Source organism: Streptomyces sp. NPDC093089 (assembly GCF_044754405.1).
In the GTDB taxonomy this organism is placed as follows: domain Bacteria; phylum Actinomycetota; class Actinomycetes; order Streptomycetales; family Streptomycetaceae; genus Streptomyces.
The window spans coordinates 175,510-191,762 of sequence record NZ_JBIVPA010000002.1 but is presented as its reverse complement, the minus strand read 5'-3'; the positions used below and the strand labels follow the sequence as shown (position 1 = coordinate 191,762).

Here is a 16,253-nt window from a genome sequence, read left to right as displayed (position 1 = left end):
GTCATGCCGCGACCGGCGCCTTCCCGCCCGTACGCGGCCGGCTCACCGAGCCGCCCGGCGGAGGCGTACGTCTCGCCCCGAGCAGGCCGCGGAGCGAGGTCAGCACCCTGCGCAGCTGGTGGGCGACCCAGGTGCGGCCCATGGAGAGCGCGGGCCCCGGGTCGTCGGCCGCCCACCAGGCGAACTCGGTCCGCTGCCGCACGGCCCCCGGCTCGGCCGCGTACCGGCGGCGCGGCGAGGCCAGGAGCGAGAGCGCCGCGTAGTTCTCGACCAGGAACCGGCGGCCGTACGCGGGGGAATGGGGCGGCACCGGACGCCCGGTGAGGTCGAGGTGCAGCGCCCGGACCACGTCCAGGCCGTCCGGGTCGGCGAACAGCCGGAACTGGGCGCCGGGCCGGGGGTTGAAGTCGAGCAGGTGGTACGCGCCGGTCGCCCGGTCGAGCCGGAAGTCCAGATCGCACACGCCCCGGTAGCCGAGCGCGTCGAGCAGCTCGCGGGCGGTCCGCTCGACGGCCGGGTTCACGGCCCAGCGGCCGACGGCGGTGAGCCCCGCCCCGTCCGGCCAGGACCGCTCCTTGCGGCCCGACGACCCGGTCGTGCAGCGACCCCCGGAGTCCACGTACCCGTGGAAGAACCAGTCCAGGTCCCGGCCCGCCGGGAGGAGTTCCTGGAGCAGCAGCCGGCTGCCCGCCTCCGGGGTGCGGGCGTACAGCTCCCGTACCTCCGCCGGCGACCGCGCGATCGTGGTGCTGCGCAGCCCGCGGCCGGCCGGCAGCAGCCACGGCCTGCTCCACTTGGCGATCACCGGCAGACCGAGCGACCACGCCATGGCGGCGGCCTCGTCGGCGCCGGAGGGCAGTTCGGTCCGCGGGTGCGGCAGCCCCAGGGCCGCGCAGGTCTCGGCGAGCGCCCTCTTGTCCGCGACCCGGAGCAACTGCCGCTCGGTCTGCTCGGGCAGCAGGAAGCGCGGGCCGAGTGCGTCGCGGTGACGGGCCAGCGCGAGGGCGCTGACGTCGTCCAGCGGCACGGGCAGTACGGGATCTGACGAGCTGTCGGTGATCTCGTCGGCCATCCGTGTCAGCAGCCCCGCCAGCTCGTCGGCCGAGGTCGCCACGGGGCGCGCCCGGGCCGAACGGAGATAGCGGGAGCGGGCGACCGGACTGGTGCTCGATTCGATGACGGCGTGCACCGGAATTCCCGCCCGTCCCAGCGAGCGCGTGGCGCCGAGGGTGCCGTGATGAAAGGGATTCCGGTCGAGCCGCACCAGGACGGCGGGTACGCGGGTGTCGAAACTCTGGCTCGGCACGGCATGCCCTTCCTCTCGGGTGCCCCAACTGGGCGATCAAATCCTCTAATGGACTACCGATCAGAGGGAAGCCGAGTTCACGGACGGCTCATTAGGAATACTTTCGGAGCATCGGATTGACGGATCATCAAAAATCGAATGACGCTAAGGAGCGGCCATGGCAGCTGCGTACCGGAGAACATCGAGAGCGTGGCTGGGGGTGTTCACCGCCGGTCTCCTCGCCACGGGCTCAGTCGCCCTCTCGTCCCCCGCCCGCGCCGCCGACCCCGCCACGGCGAAGGACCCCGCGCCGACGCTCGCCGGCGCCATGGGGGCGTTCCTCGACTCGGGCGCGCTCGGGGTCGCCCGCATCGAACAGCTGGAGCGGTGGCTCGGCGGCCGCGAACTCCGCGTCGGCCACACCTACCTTCCCGGCGAGCAGTGGAGCAGCATCGAGGGACCCCCCGGCTTCCTCGAAGCCTGGGCCGACTGGCGCAACGAGAAGGCCGACCGCCTCTTCGTCCTCAACGTGCCCATGCTGGAACGGAACGAGGCCGGCGTCTCCGACCACGAGGTCCGCCGTCAGCTCCAGCTCGGCGCCGCCGGCTACTACGACCACCACTTCAAGACCCTCGCCCAACGGCTCGTCGGACTGAACGCCGCCGACACCGTCCTCGTCCTCGGCTGGGAGATGAACGGCACCACCTACACCCACCGGTGCGCCCCCGACCCCACCGCCTGGAAGAAGTACTGGAACCGGATCGTCACCGCGATGCGGTCCGTACCGGGCCAGGAGTTCCGCTTCGACTTCAACCCGAGCCGCGGCCGCGACGCGATCCCGTGGACCGAGTGCTACCCGGGTGACGACGTCGTCGACATCATCGGCATGGACTCGTACGACCAGCCCCCGGGAATGAGCTTCGACCAGCACGTCAGCGAGCCCTACGGACTCCAGAAGCAGGTCGATTTCGCCGCCGAGCACGGAAAGCAGATCTCCTATCCCGAATGGGGGCTCTTCCGGAACGGCGACAACCCCACGTACATGCGGCGCATGCTGGAATGGATGCGGCAGCACAAACCGCTGTACCACACGATCACCGATTACTGTCCGCACGGCGTCTGGCAATGCGACGACAATCCGCAGTCCTCGCTCGTCTTCCGCCAGATGCTGTACGGAGCGGCCGAACCGGAACTCCCGACCGAGCCGACGGACCCGGTCGACCCGACCGACCCGACCGACCCGACCGATCCGGTGGACCCGACGGATCCGACGGATCCGACGGATCCGACGGATCCCACGGATCCGGTCGACCCGACGGACCCGACGGTGCCTGAGCCGAAGCCGGAACCGAAGCCTGAGCCGAAGCCGGAACCGAAGCCTGAGCCGAAGCCTGAGCCCAAGCCGGAACCGAAGCCTGAGCCGAAGCCCGAGCCGAAGCCTGAGCCCAAGCCGGAACCGAAGCCCGAGCCGAAGCCCGAGCCGAAGCCCGAGCCGAAGCCTGAGCCCAAGCCCGAGCCGAAGCCCGAGCCCAAGCCGGAACCGAAGCCCGAGCCGAAGCCCGAGCCCAAGCCGGAACCGAAGCCCGAGCCGAAGCCCGAGCCCACCTGCTGGACCGTGAACCTCGGTTCGTGGGTGGAGGGTTGGATCGGTGGGCCGGTCTGTGTGTCGACGGACTCGTGGAAGGACGAGGCCGATCTCGACTGGAAGGACGCGCTGAAGGGGGTCTGGCCCTTCTGACCGGAGCGCACGGCGGTGGTGGAACTCATCCGCCGCCGCCGCCGTGCGGCGCACGGCCGGGGAGCCGGTCGAGGGCGCGGCGGATCCAGTCGTGGCGGCGGGCCCGGCCGGCGGCCCAGCGGCGGGCGTCGGCGGCGCCGGCGCGGAGCCAGAGCAGCGGGGCCGTGCCGCGGCCGGTGAGGAGGAGGCGCCGGTTGCGGACCGGCTCGGGGCGCCAGTGCTGCTTGTACGACTCGCTGCCGCGCAGCATGCTGAGGGTCGCGCGGCCGCCGGCGCTCGTCTCGGCGGCCCCGTGCCGGAGGAGCATGGCGGCGACGTCGACCTTGCGGGCGCGCAGGGCAGGGTCGGCGCCGTACAGGTAGCCGCCGGCGAGCCGCGGGGACATGAGGGTCAGGTCGGCGGCGACCACGTCCCCGGCGAGCCGGAACTCGGTGACCATCGCGTCGCCGCGCTCGACCATGGGCCGCACGGCCCGGGTGAGGTGCTGGGCGAACCGGCTGCTGGTGTGCTCGGCGGTCACGCCGCGGCCCTGCCACTGGAGCCGGTGGAGCGCGAGGAGCCGGTCGAGGGCGGCCGGTACCTCCTCCCCGGTGACGATGCGGGTGTCGATGCCGAGCGCGTCCAGCTTGCGGAGCTTGGCGCGGACCCGCTGGGCCTTCCCGGAGGGGATCCGTTCGAGCAGCCCTTCCATGGGGACGGCGGGCAGCTCCAGGCACAGCGAGTCGGGCAGCCGCCGGCGCGGGCCGCGCCAGTGTGCGAAGACGCGTTCGCTGGCCGCCCCGGGCCGCACCTCCCTCAGGTCGATGACCGCGCCGCGGGCGGCCCGGGCGAGCCCGCGGGCCAGGGCCGGCACGGCCTCGGGGCAGTCGTCGTCGAGGAGGACGTCCGTGAAGTCGGTGATGCTGCCGCCGAGCTGGGTGAGGACGGGCAGCGGTCCGCGGGCCCGCATCAGGGGCGCGGCGGCGACGAGTTCGCCGTCGTCCCGTCGTACGAGCACCACCCGCAGCGCGCCGGGACGGCCGTACGAGAGCCACCAGGAGTGCAGCCAGGGGTGGGACTGGAAGGGGGTCGCCGAGGAGCAGCGGCCGTACAGCGCCGTCCACTCGGCCGCGAGGCGGCCGAAGCCCTCCTCGTCGCGGCAGACCTCGGTGCGCAGGGCTCTCGGGGTCACACCGCCTCCGGCTGGTGCGCGGCGACCGCCGGGGCGGGCACCTGGGCGGACGCGACGGGGGCCTGCCGGGAGTGCCGCGCCTCGCCGCGGGCGGCGACCCGCTTCGGGCGGACCAGGAGGACCAGGCCGCCCAGGAGTCCGCCCGCACAGGCGCCGACGAGCGCGGAGAGCGGCGCGGAGGGGGAGACCGGGGCGACGGGCTTGGTGGCGCGGGAGAACTGGACGACCTTCACGCCGGTGCTGCCCGCCACGTGCGTGCTGTTCAGGATCAGCGCCCGGGCCACGCCGTCGGCCATGGACACCGCCTTCGAGGGCTGCTCCGCGCGGGCCGTGATCGAGATCATCGGGGCGTCCGGGGAGGTCGCCGCCTGCACGTTCCTGCGCAGGGTGTCGGCGGTGACCCCCGCCCACACCTGGGCGTCGCCGGTCACCGCGATGTCGGTGGCGACCCGCCCGTACGCCTGGGCGAAGCCGAGCGCCGCCGCCGGGTCCGACTTCTCGGCCGGTACGACGATGACGTAGCTGGTCGCCGCGTACTGCGGGGTCTTCAGGGCCCCGTAACCGCCGCCGAGGGCGGCCCCGGCGAGGACGGCGGCGGGCAGGACCGCCCAGCGGCCGGGGGACCGCAGACCGGCGGCGAGGGAGGAACGGGGTGGGTTGGTCTTCATGGATGCGGGCTCTCTCACTTCGCGGGGGAGGGGGTGCCGTGGACGGACTGGTCGTAGAGGGACATCAACTGCCGGGCGCTGTGCGCGATGTCGTAGTGGCGGGCGGCCGCCGGCGCGGGAAGCCGGGCGAGCCGGGCGTCGCGGATGCCGCGCAGCGCGGAGACCAGCTCGGGCACGGACTCGCCGATCCGGCGCGCGCCCGGTGCCGCGTCCGGCGGCAGGTCGTCGATCGCCGGGCAGGCCACGTACAGCACGGGCAGGCCGGCGGCGAGCGCCTCGACGACGGCGAGCCCGAAGGTCTCGTCGGGGGAGGTCGACACGAAGACGTCCATCGCGGCGAGCAGCCCGGGCAGCGAGGGCCCGGCCGAGGCGGCGGCCGGCGGGTCCGCGCAGGCCCCGGCGAGCAGCACCCGGTCGGCGGCCCCGCACTCGCCCGCCACCCGCAGCAGCTCCGCGCGGTGCTCGCCCTCGCCGACGAGCAGCAGCCGCGCCTCCGGCACCGACGCCACCGCCCGCACCAGCCGGTCGAACCGCTTCCCCGGCGTGAGCCGCCCCACCCCGCCCACCACATGGGCGTCCTCGGGGATGCCGAGGGCGGTCCGGGCGTGTCGGCGGGCGCCCGCGTCGAAGGCGAAGCGGTCCGTCTCGATGCCGTTGGGCACCACCCGGATGCGGTCCCGGGGCACGCCCCAGTCGGTCAGCCGGCGGGCCACGCTCGGCGAGACGGCGACCGTGGACGTGCCGAGCCGCTCCGACGCGAGGTACAGGGCGCGGGTGCCCGCGGAGAGCGGCCGGCCCTCGATCTGCGTCTCGCCGAGCGAGTGCTCGGTGGCGATCACCCTGCGGACCCCGGCGATCCGGGCCGCCGTCCTGCCGTACACGCACGCCCGGTACAGGTGGGTGTGCACGAGGTCGTAGCGGCCCTGGCGGACGATCCGGGCGAGCCGGGGCAGCGCCCCGAGGTCGCGGTTCCCCGCCATGCCCAGATGGGTGACGGGCGTGCCGTCCGCCTCGATGCCCGCGGCGACCGCGCCGGGGTTGGTGAGGGTCACCACCCCGCTGCTGACCGGGAGGTGGCGGAGCAGCAGCCGCAGCTGCTGCTCGGCGCCGCCGATGCCGAGCCCGGTGATGACGTGCAGGACCTTCACCACGCACCGACCGCGGTGGGGTCCTGCCGGGCGGGGGCCAGGTCGGCGGGGTGCCGGCGGCGCAGCGGGTGCAGGGCGCGCTTGGCGGTGAGCCGCCACGAGGTGTCGGCCTCGCCGATGTGGACGCGGGGCAGGGCGTACGTCCCGGTGTGCCGGCCCGGGTCGATCGCGCAGGCGTAGCGGTAACCGGCCTTCCGTACGGCGTGGATCGCGCGCGGGTCGACCTGCCCGTACGGGTAGCAGAAGCCGTCCACCGGCGCGCCGGTCATCTCCTCCAGGAGCTCGCGGCTCCGCCGGGTCTCGGCGGCGAGCACCGCGTCGTCGGCCTCGGTGAGGGAGACGTGCGTCAGGCCGTGCGAGCCGATCTCCATGCCGGCGTCGGCGATCCGCAGGATCTCGTCCTCGGTCAGCAGCGACTTGCGCGGCCCTGCGGTGTCCCAGGCGTTCTCGCCGCCGAGCCGGCCCGGCAGGACGTAGACCGTCGCCGTGAAGCCGTGCCGGCGCAGCAGCGGCAGCGCCGAGTCGAGGAAGTCCGCGTACCCGTCGTCGAAGGTGAGGCCGACGAGGCCCTTGGCGCGCCCGGCGGCGGTGGCGGCGAGCAGCTCCCGCACCGAGACGCCGCGCAGCCCCCGGTCGCCCAGCCAGTGCAGCTGCCGGGCGAAGCGCACGGGGGAGACGGTCACCCGGTACGGGTCGTCACCGGCATCCGTGATCGAGTGGTACATCGCCACCCACAGGGGCGGCTTCACCCACAGGGGCGGCTTCGGCAGCAGACGGCGCAGCGCGGTGGCGGCGGGCATGGGCGGTCCTCCGGGAGGCGGAGCGGGGCAGGGGCGGAATCTCGGGCGCCTTGGCGGCGCAGGCGAGGAAGAGCAGGAGGACGCCGCAGGCGGCCAGGCAGGCGGCGGCGACGGCGAGGGCGGCGGGGCCGATCGCGAGCTGGGCGAGCCAGCCGGCGCCGGTGGCCACCGCGCCCGCGGCGGCCAGCCGCAGGAGGCCCTCGCCGAGCCGGTCGACGCGGACCGGGACGGCCTGCCGGTGGGCGCCGCACAGCAGCAGGACGGCGGTCAGGGTGATCCCGAGGGCGTTGGCGGCGGCGATGCCCACCGCCCCCCAGTAGTGGGCGCCGGGGACGCCCGCGGCGGCGGTCGTGGCGAGGCCCGCGGCCATGGCGGCGGCCGGGTACCAGAGCGGGCGGGCGGCGGAGAAGTAGCAGCGGACGAGGGCGCCGACCATCGTCTGGCCGAGCAGCCCGAGCGCGTAGACCCGCATGACTGCGGCGGTGGAGGTGGTGTCGGCGGCACCGAACTCGCCCCGTTGGAAGAGGAGTTCGACGATCCGGGGGGCGGCGGCGATCACCGTCGAGGCGCCGGCGAGCACCACGACGGCCGCCATCAGCAGATCCCGCTCGACCCGGTGGCGGGCCGCCTCGGTGTCGCCCGCGGCGAGCGCGCGGGCCACCACCGGGAAGCTGACCGTGCACAGCATCAGGGACAGGATCATCGGCATCTGGGCGACCTTCTGCGCGTAGTTCAGGTGCGAGATGGCGCCGGCGGGCAGCGGGGACGCGAGGAAGCGCTCGATCAGGGTCTGGGACTGGCGGCACAGCGAGAACGCGACGACGGGAGCGATCAGGCCGAGGAGCACGATCCGGCCCTCGCCCGAGTCACCGGACGCGGGCGCCTCGGGCTCCCGCACCGGCACCGGACGGGCCCGCAGTTCGCGCAGCAGCGACGGCGCCTGCACGAGCACCATCAGCACGCCGCCGACCGCGACCCCGGCGGCGGCGGAGCGCACCCCCCACGGCTCGCGCAGCAGCAGGATCGTGCCGATGATGCCGACGTTGTACGCCACGTAGACGGTCGCCGGGGGCACGAAGCGGCCGTGCGCGCGCAGCGCGGCCGAGCAGTACCCCACCAGCGCGAACGACAGCACGCACGTCCCGGTGAGCCGCGTGCAGTCGACCGCGAGCCCCGGGTCGGGCAGCCCCGGCGCGAGCGCCGACACCAGCAGCGGCGCGGCCACGACGAGGAGCACGGCGGCCGCCGCCACGGCCAGGGTCAGCCGGGGCAGCGTGCTCCGCACGAGCGCCCGCACCGGGTCGCCGAACGGGCTCCCCGAACGCCGGGCCAGGGCCCGGGAGAACGCCGGCACCAGGATCAGCGCCATCGCGTCCTCGATCAGCAGCGTCGACGCGAACTCCGGCACCGTCCACGCCACCAGGAACGCGTCGGTCGCGGCCCCCGCTCCGAAGTACCCCGCCAGGATCTGGTCCCGTACGAGCCCCAGCAGCGCCCCGAGCGCCGTCAGCGCGGCGGTCACCGCGGCGGCCTTCGCCAGGAACCCGCGTCCCTGCGTCCGGTCGCGGCTCGCGCGGGGCGTCCGCCCCCGGGCGTGCGCCCGCCGTCCCGGAGGGCGGGCCGGCAGCGGTACGAGACCGCGCACGGCCTCGGTCACCGCGCCGGTCGCGGCGCCCGTGGCCCCGGGCAGCAGCGCGGCCTCCGGCCCCCACGGGGAGTCCGTGGGGGCCGGAGGCGCGGTCGGCCAGGGGTCGGTCAGCGGTGCGCCGCAGGGAGGCCGGGGCGCGGGGCGCGGTCCGTCGGGCCACGGCGTGTCCGTGGGTTCCGCTTCACCCGCCCACGGGTCGCGCACGCCCCACCTCCGCCAGTGCCCACCAGGCCGCCAGGCCCAGCACGACCGACATCAGGACGGTCGAGGGGCCGCCGATGTCCGCGTAGAAGAAGTCGATGAGCTGCCAGGCGAGCAGGCCCGTCGCGACCAGCGCGCAGTCCGCGCCGAGCCGCCGCCGGCGCAGCGCGCCCACGAGCAGCGCCAGCCAGCTGCCGGCCAGCGCGAGGAGCCCGACCAGGCCCTGCTCGCTCAGCACCAGGAGGTACATGTTGTGCGGGGACAGCAGCGGCTGGCGGGCGAAGGCGGCGCCCGCGCCGGCCGTGTCGCTGCCGGAGGAGAGCGCCAGCGAGGCGTTCGAGTCGCGGTACGCGGGGAAGCCCTTAAGGCCGACGCCCGTGACCGGCTCCGCCCGCCACATCCGCCCGGCCGCCGCCCACATCGTGTACCGGTCGGTCACCGACTGGTCGGGCGCGGCCGCCACCTGCGTGATGCTGGCGACCCGCTCCTTCACCATCGCCGAGCCGATCCCCAGACCGCCGACGAGGACCACCCCGAGGGCGCCCGCGGCGAGCGCCACCCGGGCCGCCCGCCGCACCCCCGAGAGCAGCAGCTGGATCCCGCAGGCGAGGACGGTCGCGATCCACGCGCCCCGGCTGAACGACAGCACCAGCGGCACGAAGAGGACGCCCGCGCAGACCAGCGCCGCCGTCCGTGTCCGGCCCGGCCCGCTGCCGAGCGCGATCCCCGTGACGACCACCAGCCCGTACGCCACCACCGTCGCCATGCCCATCACGTCGGTCGCCCCGAAGGTGCCGACGGCCCGGACGTCCTCGCCCTGGTACGAGGCGCCCGTCCCCGTCAGGTACTGCACGACCCCGACCGAGCCCTGGAGCAGCGCGAAGGCGACGAGCCCCCAGGCGACCACGGCGAAGTCCCGCCGGTCGCGGATCGTCAGGAGCACGGCCGCCGGGACGAGGACGAAGACCTGCACGTAGCGGGCGACGCCCGGCAGGCTCGCCGCCGGGTCGTTCGAGGTGATCGCCGCCAGGCAGATCCCGAGCACCGGCAGACCGAGGACGACGGCCGCCGCCCGGGTCAGCGGCCGGGCGCCGCCGCGCAGCACCCGGACGAGGCAGATCACGACGAGGAGCCCGGAGGCCGCGTCCGCGACCGTGCCCGTGCCGCCGGTGCCGCCCTGCGCCCCGCCGCCGCCCGGGACGAGCAGCAGCGCGATCACGGCGAGGACCGGGGACATCGCACCGGCCCGGCGCACCCACTCCCGGACGTCCGCCGTCTCCCGCGCCACGGGAACCGCCGGCACCGTCCTCAGGGCCGTGGACATCCTCAGCTCCCCGTGGGTCGGACGAGCCCGGCCGCCGTGCGCAGCAGGATGCAGACGTCCTGCCAGAGCGACCAGTGGTCGATGTAGTGGTTGTCGAAGCGGCAGCGGTCCTCGATCGAGGTGTCGCCGCGCAGACCGTGCACCTGCGCCAGCCCGGTCAGCCCCACCGGCATCCGGTGGCGGGCCGCGTACCCGGCGTGGATCTTGCTGAACTGGGCGACGAAGTAAGGGCGTTCGGGCCGGGGCCCGACCAGGCTCATGTCACCGCGCAGCACGTTCCACAGCTGCGGCAGCTCGTCGAGGGAGCTCTTGCGGAGGAAGCCGCCGGCCGCGCTCATCCGCCGGTCGCCCGCCACGTTCCACCGCGTCGCCGACTCGGTGTCGTCGGAGGGCCGCAGCGTACGGAACTTCAGGAGGGTGAAGTGCCGGCCGTGCTGACCCACCCGCTCCTGCCGGAACAGGACCCCCGGACCGTCCGAGAGGCGCACGGCGAGCGCGCAGAGCAGCAGGACCGGAAGGGCGCACGCGAGCGCCGGAGCGGCGAGCGCGATGTCGAGGGCCCGCTTGGCGGTCGCCCCGCGCCGCTCGGACCGCGGGGCGACCCGGTGCCAGGCGTACCCCCACACGTGCTGGGGCATCGGCCCGTCCTGGTGCCGGCCGCCGACCCGCCAGGTGGCGCAGCCGTAGTGCTGGAACAGCGTCATCAGACCGGGGTCGTCGTCCAGGAACACCGCGTCGCGCACCGCGTTCTGGATGACGGCCCGGTGGATCTCCTCGGTCGTCGTGAGGACCGGCAGCCCGGCCTCCCCGGCCGTCCTGGGAGCGCCGCCCTGCTCCGGCACGCCGACGATCCCCACCGGCCGCACCCCGTACTCGGGATGCTGGGCGACCGCCGCCGCGAACCGCCGCGCGGCCCCCGTGCCGCCGACGACGAGCGCCGACCGCGGATGGGCGCGCGCGATCCGGCGCCGCCGGGCCAGCAGCACGGCGCGGACCAGGCACGCGACGGCGACGTGCGTGCCGTACGCGGCGCAGAGCCGCAGCGGCCCGATCGCGAGGGCCGGGGAGTACGCGGCGGCGCCGGCCGCCGCCAGACACCAGACGAACCCGGCGCGGGAGGCCAGCGCGGGCAGTTCGTCGAGGGCCCGGACGTGCGCGGCCGGCCGGTAGAGCCCCGCGCGGCCGTCGAGGACCAGGACGAGCAGCGCGACCGGCAGCAGCAGCCGGACGTCGCGGTGCGCAGCGCCGAGCAGGGCGGCCGCGGACAGCACGGCCAGGACGTCGACGGCCACGAGCGGCGCCACGCCGGAGCGCGTCCGCACCCTGCGGTGGCGCGGCAGCGAGAGCCGGTCGGTCGTGCCGCGGCGCGGCGCGAGGGAGGCGAGGCCGAAGGCCTGGCCCGCCGTGGGCCAGGGGCCCGGCGAGGAGGGAACGCTGGTACTTTCCGTGGTCACTGCGCAATCGGCTCTCTGTGCTCGGCCCCCCGCACTCCGGCCAGCTCGCGGTAGACGTCCGCGACGGCCGCGCCGGTGCGCCGGACATCGAATCTGCTGAGTACGTGCTCGTGGGCCTCCCGGCCCAGGCGGTGCCGCAGCTCCGGCCGGCCGAGGAGGCGGCCCAGAGCGGTGGCGAGCGCGGCCGGGTCCTCGGGCGGGACCAGGCACTCGGGTGCGTGGGCGGGCGGCAGGCTCTCGCGCGCCCCGTCCACGTCGCTGACGACGACCGGCCGACCGCTCGCCATCGCCTCCAGGGGCGCGAGCGCCATCCCCTCCCAGCGGGACGGCAGGACGACCACGTCCGCCGCCCGGTACCAGGGGACGGTGTCGTCGACGGCCCCGGTGAACCGCACCGAGGGACCGGCCGCGGCGCGCAGCCGCTCGCCGTCCGGGCCGTCGCCGACCAGGACGAGCCGGGCCGTGGGCACCTCCGCGAGGACGGCGGGCCAGGCGGCCAGCAGCACGTCCTGACCCTTCTGGCGGCAGAGCCGGCCCACGCAGACGACCGTGGGGGCGGGATTGCCGGGCGGCCCGTCGGTCGCGAACCTGGCCACGTCCACCCCGTTGTGGACGACCGACCAGTCCGCCCGCACGCCGGCGGCCTCGCCGGTACGCCGCTCGGCCTCGCTCACGCAGACGATCCGGTCCGTCCAGCGCGCGCCGAACCGCTCCCAGCGGCGGGCGAGCGCCGCGGTGGTCCCCTCGACCGCCTCGAACGACCAGGCGTGCGGCTGATACACCGTCGGAACCCGTCCGCGCAGGGCCAGTCGGGCGCAGAGCCCGGCCTTGGCGCTGTGCGCGTGGACGAGTCCGGGCCGGACGGCGCGGATCAGCCGGGCCAAGTCCCTCGTCTCGCGGACCAGTCGGGGACCGGGGTCCCGGCCGGCCCGCCAGTCGTGGGTGTCGGCGCCCTCGGCGCGGACGGCGGCGGACAGGGAGGTGCCGGGCGGGCAGGCGACCGCGACCCGCAGGCCGGCGGCGCGCTGGGCGCGGACCAGGTCGACGACGACCCGGGCGACCCCGCCGTCGCCCGGCTGGACCGCGTGCAGGACGGTGACGGACGCGGGGTCCGTGTCGAATGGTGACAGCACGTCAGCGCCGGACGTCCGCCTGGAGGAAGAGCGCACCGGGCCGGACGGCGTCCTTCTCGCTGCCGAACCGGACCTCGACGCGGTCGCCCCCCTCGCCCGGCGCAGCCCGCAGGCCGAAGACGTCGGAGCCGCACCCCGGGTTGTTCTTACCATCGGGGAAACGGACCGTACGACCGGCGTCGAATTCTGTGGTGCCGGAGTTCATGACGTCTTCCGCGGAATTGGCGGAATAGGAGATCCGGGTGCTCTTCCGGCGGCCCGTGCCCATCAGCACGGCTGCCGGCGCCGCACACGGCCGGGCGTACAACGCGCTGCGACGCACTGCTGGAATCGCAGAATTCCGCATACAGGTTCTCCGCTGTGATGAGAGAAGAGAGGGAAGACCCGAGAAGGCCGGGCGGGAGGAAGGTGTCGTCCGCACGAAATGGGTGAACGCGCGGCCGGCCCGGAAGCAACGCTCGGGAACGTTATAACCCCGACGCGGGGCGATAGTAAGCATTAGATGCCTGGAAACGCTAACTCCCGTATCTCCGTTGCAGGTTCCTCGTTGTGCGTGTTGCGCCATTCCACGCCCAGTCGCTCGAATGGCCCCCCTATGGCCCAAAGATCGGTTGAACGTCACCCGTTCGGGAGAGCAACCGATGAAAACCGGGGCCGTTGTTGTGGGAGCCGGGCCGAACAGTCCGCGCAGTCCGAGTTGAATATCGATCGAGGAGAGCTTCTCCATGTCCCGTATCGCCAAGGCCGTTGTTCTGACCGTGGGTGCCGCCGCCGCCGTCGCCGGTGCCGCCGGTGCCGCCGCCGCCGATGCCGGCGCCGAGGCCGCGGCCGTGAAGTCCCCCGGCGTCGGCTCCGGCAACGTCGTCCAGGTCCCGGTGCACATCCCGGTCAACCTCTGCGGCAACACCGTCAGCGTCATCGGCGCGCTGAACCCGGCCTTCGGCAACACCTGCGTCAACGCCTGATCGGCCACGCCTGATCGGTCCTTCCGAAGCCGGTGTGCCCATCCCTCCGGGGCGGGCACACCGGCTTTTGCCTTGTCGTCACTGGGTCGGTACTCGTTCGGCCGCACGCGGGTGCGCCGTTCGGTGCAACGGCGTACGCCCCTTCGGGGGTCAGGGCGCGGGGGCGGATTCACTCGAACGGAGACGTGGCGCTCAGTAGTTCCGCGGTTGCGTAGCGCTATACCCGCAGGCACGGTGAGAGGGCAGTTGTCCGACGCATAAGGAAAAGGAACACATATGCGTCCCCTCGCTACACCCCGTCTCACCGCCCTGGCGATATCCGCCGTCCTCACCCTCGGCGCGGCGGGACCCGCCGTCGCCGGCGAGCACCACCCGTCCTCCGCGGCCGACCGGGCCGCCCGCGCACCCCTCCCCGAAGCCGCCGCCCTGCTGGCCCAGGCCGAGGCGCTCGGAGGGCTGGGCTCGGTGACGACCCCCGTGATCGAACTCGTCACCGCCGCGCTCAAGGCCGACTCCGGCCAGCTCCCCGCGGCCGACGCCGACGCCCTCAAGGCCAAGATCGCGGCCACCGTCGACCAGGCCAAGGGCACCGCCCCCGCACCGCTGCCGGACACCCCCGCGCCGGACACCCCCGCGCCCGACGTCCCCGCGCCCGACGTCCCCGTCACCCCGCCGGAACTTCCCGTCACCCCGCCGGAGCTCCCCGCCACCCCGCCCGCGGCCGACCTGCCGGTCGCCCCGCCCTCGGTGGACGCTCCCGTGGGTCTGCCCGTGAAGCCGCCGGTGAGCCTGCCCGTCGCGGCCGGTGCGAAGGCCGCTTCCGTGAAGGCCGGGTCCGCGAAGGCCGCTCCGGCGGACGTCGTGGGCGACGCGCTCGCCACGGTCGAGAAGGCGGTCGCGGGGCTGCTCGCCGCCGCCACCTCGGGTGACGCCGCGGGCGTCGTCCCCCAGGTCACCGCCACCCTGACCTCGCTGGTCAACCTGGCCGTCGCCACCGTGCTCGGCAGCGGGCTCCCCGCGCCGGACCTGGCCGGGCTGCCCGCCCTGCCGGCGCTCCCGGCCGGTGTGCCCGAGCTGCCCGTGGACCCGCCGGAGCTGCCCGTCGACCCGCCCGAGCTGCCGGTCGACCCGCCGGTCACCGTGCCCGAGCTGCCGGTCAAGCCCCCGCTGCCGGTCCGCTAGTCACCCGCGCGCCCTGTGCCGGTCCGGCGTCCGCCGGACCGGCACAGGCGTGTGCGATCGGCAAATAGCACCGGTCCGCATCGATCGGGTGCAGTGTCGAGAAATCCTTCCTCCCGGAGTTTCCGGGGAGCGCACTCCTCGTTACAGAAGTGGAACGACGTACAGGATTCGGCCAAGAACCCTGTAAAGAAAGTGACTTGAAAGCACAGAGGAAGGATTCACCCCATGAAGCCCACCAAGGTCGCCGCGGTTGTCGCCGGTTCGCTGATGGCGCTGGGTGCCGCCGCGCCCGCCATGGCCACGGAGGCGCTGACCCCCACCAGCCTGAACGGTGGACTCGAAGCGATCGCCGCCAATGGGCTGAAGACGGACGTGCTGAGCAGCACCACGGACGGCTCCCCGGTCAAGAGCGTCACGGACGCGGCCACCCAGCTGAACGAGACCACCAAGGGCGCCCCGCTGCTCGGCGGCCTCCCGGTCCCCGGTGGCCTCCCGCTCGGCGGCTGACGCCACCTCAGTACCCCTGCCCCCAGGGCGTTTGCGACGGCTCCGGTGCCACGGTCTCCCACGGTCGGCTGATCGAATGATTTTCAGATCAGCTGCCGTGTGGTCCCTGCGGTAGGCCGTATGTCGACCCATACCCTCTGGCCAATCCCACGCGAACGTCGGCGTGGAGCAGGCCGGTCGGAGCGAGGGGGGATCCTCGCCGGTCTCTCCCTTTTCTCCAGAGGAAGAGCGGTATGCGGTCCATCATCAACAGGAAAGTACTCACCGCGGCGGCAGCGACCGGCATCCTGTCGCTGAGCGGCGGATTCGCCCTTGCCGCGGGCTCCCACGCCGGCACGGGCGACGGGTCGGGCCCCGCCGTCGGCCATGCCCAGGCCCCCCTGCCGGCTGACGTCTGCGGCAAGACCATGGAACTCGGCGGCTACGTCGCGGCGGCCGTCGGCGACCTCTGTTCCCACGCGGAGGAACCCGACGGCTACGGCGACGAACCCACCCACCCGCCGACGCATCCGCCGACGACGCCTCCGACGACGCATCCGCCGACGACGCCTCCGACGAAGCCTCCGACGCATCCGCCGACGACGCCTCCGACGACGCATCCGCCGACGACGCCCCCGACGAAGCCTCCGACGCACCCGCCCACGCACCCGCCGACGACGCACCCGCCGACGACGCCCCCGACGAAGCCTCCGACGCATCCGCCGACGACGCCCCCGACGAAGCCTCCGACGCACCCGCCCACGCACCCGCCGACGACGCACCCGCCGACGCATCCGCCGACGAAGCCTCCGACGCACCCGCCCACGCACCCGCCGACGACGCACCCGCCGACGACGCCCCCGACCACTCCGCCCACGACGCCTCCGACGAAGCCGCCCACCGGGCCTCCTGAGCTGCCTGAGACGGGAAGCGGCCCCGCGCTCATGGGTGCGGCCGCGATCAGTGCCGCGCTGATCATCGGGGGCAGCGTCGTCTACCTCCGCGGCGGACGGATCAGCCGGCGCCACTGACCTGACGGCCGGTACGCGT

At 74.6% G+C, this 16,253-nt stretch carries 15 protein-coding genes; 5 read left to right on the top strand and 10 right to left on the bottom strand.

Annotation, left to right across the window (positions count from 1 at the left end; genetic code table 11):
* Window position 1: 1 nt before the first annotated feature.
* Window positions 2-1,306, bottom strand: coding sequence for an ATP-grasp domain-containing protein (locus ACIQFX_RS04415; protein WP_402458852.1), 1,305 nt, complete (start codon window positions 1,304-1,306; stop codon window positions 2-4).
* A 157-nt stretch (window positions 1,307-1,463) separates the two neighbouring features.
* On the opposite strand from ACIQFX_RS04415, the gene ACIQFX_RS04410 reads away from it, so the two are divergent.
* Window positions 1,464-3,023: a glycoside hydrolase family 26 protein gene (locus ACIQFX_RS04410; RefSeq protein WP_402458850.1), complete on the top strand. Its 1,560-nt coding sequence runs from the start codon at window positions 1,464-1,466 to the stop codon at window positions 3,021-3,023.
* A 25-nt stretch (window positions 3,024-3,048) separates the two neighbouring features.
* Here the strand turns inward: ACIQFX_RS04410 and ACIQFX_RS04405 are convergent, their stop codons facing one another.
* The 9 genes from ACIQFX_RS04405 to ACIQFX_RS04365 form a co-directional block, all read right to left on the bottom strand.
* Window positions 3,049-4,194, bottom strand: a complete 1,146-nt coding sequence (locus tag ACIQFX_RS04405; RefSeq protein WP_402458849.1) for a GNAT family N-acetyltransferase — start codon at window positions 4,192-4,194, stop codon at window positions 3,049-3,051.
* Window positions 4,191-4,862 (bottom strand): lipopolysaccharide biosynthesis protein, encoded by a 672-nt coding sequence (locus tag ACIQFX_RS04400; RefSeq protein ID WP_402458848.1) that lies wholly within the window; start codon window positions 4,860-4,862, stop codon window positions 4,191-4,193. The genes ACIQFX_RS04405 and ACIQFX_RS04400 overlap by 4 nt, the downstream gene beginning before the upstream one ends.
* Window positions 4,863-4,876: 14 nt before the next feature.
* Window positions 4,877-6,010 (bottom strand): glycosyltransferase, encoded by a 1,134-nt coding sequence (locus ACIQFX_RS04395; protein WP_402459565.1) that lies wholly within the window; start codon window positions 6,008-6,010, stop codon window positions 4,877-4,879.
* Window positions 6,007-6,810 (bottom strand): polysaccharide deacetylase family protein, encoded by an 804-nt coding sequence (locus tag ACIQFX_RS04390; RefSeq protein WP_402458847.1) that lies wholly within the window; start codon window positions 6,808-6,810, stop codon window positions 6,007-6,009. The genes ACIQFX_RS04395 and ACIQFX_RS04390 overlap by 4 nt, the downstream gene beginning before the upstream one ends.
* Window positions 6,707-8,467, bottom strand: a complete 1,761-nt coding sequence (locus tag ACIQFX_RS04385) for a lipid II flippase MurJ (protein WP_402459563.1) — start codon at window positions 8,465-8,467, stop codon at window positions 6,707-6,709. Before ACIQFX_RS04385 ends, ACIQFX_RS04390 begins: the two co-directional genes overlap by 104 nt.
* Before the next feature lie 172 nt (window positions 8,468-8,639).
* Window positions 8,640-9,983: an O-antigen ligase family protein gene (locus ACIQFX_RS04380; RefSeq protein ID WP_402458845.1), complete on the bottom strand. Its 1,344-nt coding sequence runs from the start codon at window positions 9,981-9,983 to the stop codon at window positions 8,640-8,642.
* A 2-nt stretch (window positions 9,984-9,985) separates the two neighbouring features.
* Window positions 9,986-11,437 carry a sugar transferase gene (locus tag ACIQFX_RS04375; RefSeq protein ID WP_402458843.1) on the bottom strand — a complete coding sequence of 484 codons (1,452 nt, stop codon included), beginning with the start codon at window positions 11,435-11,437 and terminating at the stop codon, window positions 9,986-9,988.
* Window positions 11,434-12,570 carry a glycosyltransferase gene (locus tag ACIQFX_RS04370; protein ID WP_402458841.1) on the bottom strand — a complete coding sequence of 379 codons (1,137 nt, stop codon included), beginning with the start codon at window positions 12,568-12,570 and terminating at the stop codon, window positions 11,434-11,436. The genes ACIQFX_RS04375 and ACIQFX_RS04370 overlap by 4 nt, the downstream gene beginning before the upstream one ends.
* A gap of 1 nt (window position 12,571) precedes the next feature.
* The gene (locus tag ACIQFX_RS04365) at window positions 12,572-12,775 is read right to left on the bottom strand and encodes a hypothetical protein (protein WP_402458839.1); all 204 of its coding nucleotides are present in this window, start codon (window positions 12,773-12,775) and stop codon (window positions 12,572-12,574) included.
* Window positions 12,776-13,295: 520 nt separating this feature from the next.
* Here ACIQFX_RS04365 and ACIQFX_RS04360 point away from each other — a divergent pair.
* The 4 genes from ACIQFX_RS04360 (at window position 13,296) to ACIQFX_RS04345 (ending at window position 16,234) form a co-directional block, all read left to right on the top strand.
* Window positions 13,296-13,535, top strand: coding sequence for a chaplin (locus tag ACIQFX_RS04360; RefSeq protein ID WP_056551723.1), 240 nt, complete (start codon window positions 13,296-13,298; stop codon window positions 13,533-13,535).
* A gap of 276 nt (window positions 13,536-13,811) precedes the next feature.
* A complete protein-coding gene (locus ACIQFX_RS04355; protein ID WP_402458837.1) occupies window positions 13,812-14,717 on the top strand; it encodes a hypothetical protein in 906 nt (301 codons plus the stop codon).
* Between the two features lie 225 nt (window positions 14,718-14,942).
* The gene (locus ACIQFX_RS04350) at window positions 14,943-15,224 is read left to right on the top strand and encodes a hypothetical protein (RefSeq protein ID WP_366308516.1); all 282 of its coding nucleotides are present in this window, start codon (window positions 14,943-14,945) and stop codon (window positions 15,222-15,224) included.
* A gap of 233 nt (window positions 15,225-15,457) precedes the next feature.
* Entirely contained in the window at window positions 15,458-16,234 is a 777-nt protein-coding gene (locus ACIQFX_RS04345; protein ID WP_402458835.1) for a hypothetical protein, read from the top strand.
* The last annotated feature ends 19 nt before the right edge of the window (window positions 16,235-16,253 follow it).

What these genes read in the sequence shown, in the direction of transcription:
- ACIQFX_RS04410 (WP_402458850.1), top strand. Translation starts at nt 1,464, where the DNA reads ATGGCAGCTGCGTACCGGAGAACATCGAGAGCGTGGCTGGGGGTGTTC.
- ACIQFX_RS04400 (WP_402458848.1), bottom strand. Translation starts at nt 4,862, where the DNA reads ATGAAGACCAACCCACCCCGTTCCTCCCTCGCCGCCGGTCTGCGGTCC.
- ACIQFX_RS04390 (WP_402458847.1), bottom strand. Translation starts at nt 6,810, where the DNA reads ATGCCCGCCGCCACCGCGCTGCGCCGTCTGCTGCCGAAGCCGCCCCTG.
- ACIQFX_RS04380 (WP_402458845.1), bottom strand. Translation starts at nt 9,983, where the DNA reads ATGTCCACGGCCCTGAGGACGGTGCCGGCGGTTCCCGTGGCGCGGGAG.
- ACIQFX_RS04365 (WP_402458839.1), bottom strand. Translation starts at nt 12,775, where the DNA reads ATGAACTCCGGCACCACAGAATTCGACGCCGGTCGTACGGTCCGTTTC.
- ACIQFX_RS04360 (WP_056551723.1), top strand. Translation starts at nt 13,296, where the DNA reads ATGTCCCGTATCGCCAAGGCCGTTGTTCTGACCGTGGGTGCCGCCGCC.
- ACIQFX_RS04355 (WP_402458837.1), top strand. Translation starts at nt 13,812, where the DNA reads ATGCGTCCCCTCGCTACACCCCGTCTCACCGCCCTGGCGATATCCGCC.
- ACIQFX_RS04350 (WP_366308516.1), top strand. Translation starts at nt 14,943, where the DNA reads ATGAAGCCCACCAAGGTCGCCGCGGTTGTCGCCGGTTCGCTGATGGCG.
- ACIQFX_RS04345 (WP_402458835.1), top strand. Translation starts at nt 15,458, where the DNA reads ATGCGGTCCATCATCAACAGGAAAGTACTCACCGCGGCGGCAGCGACC.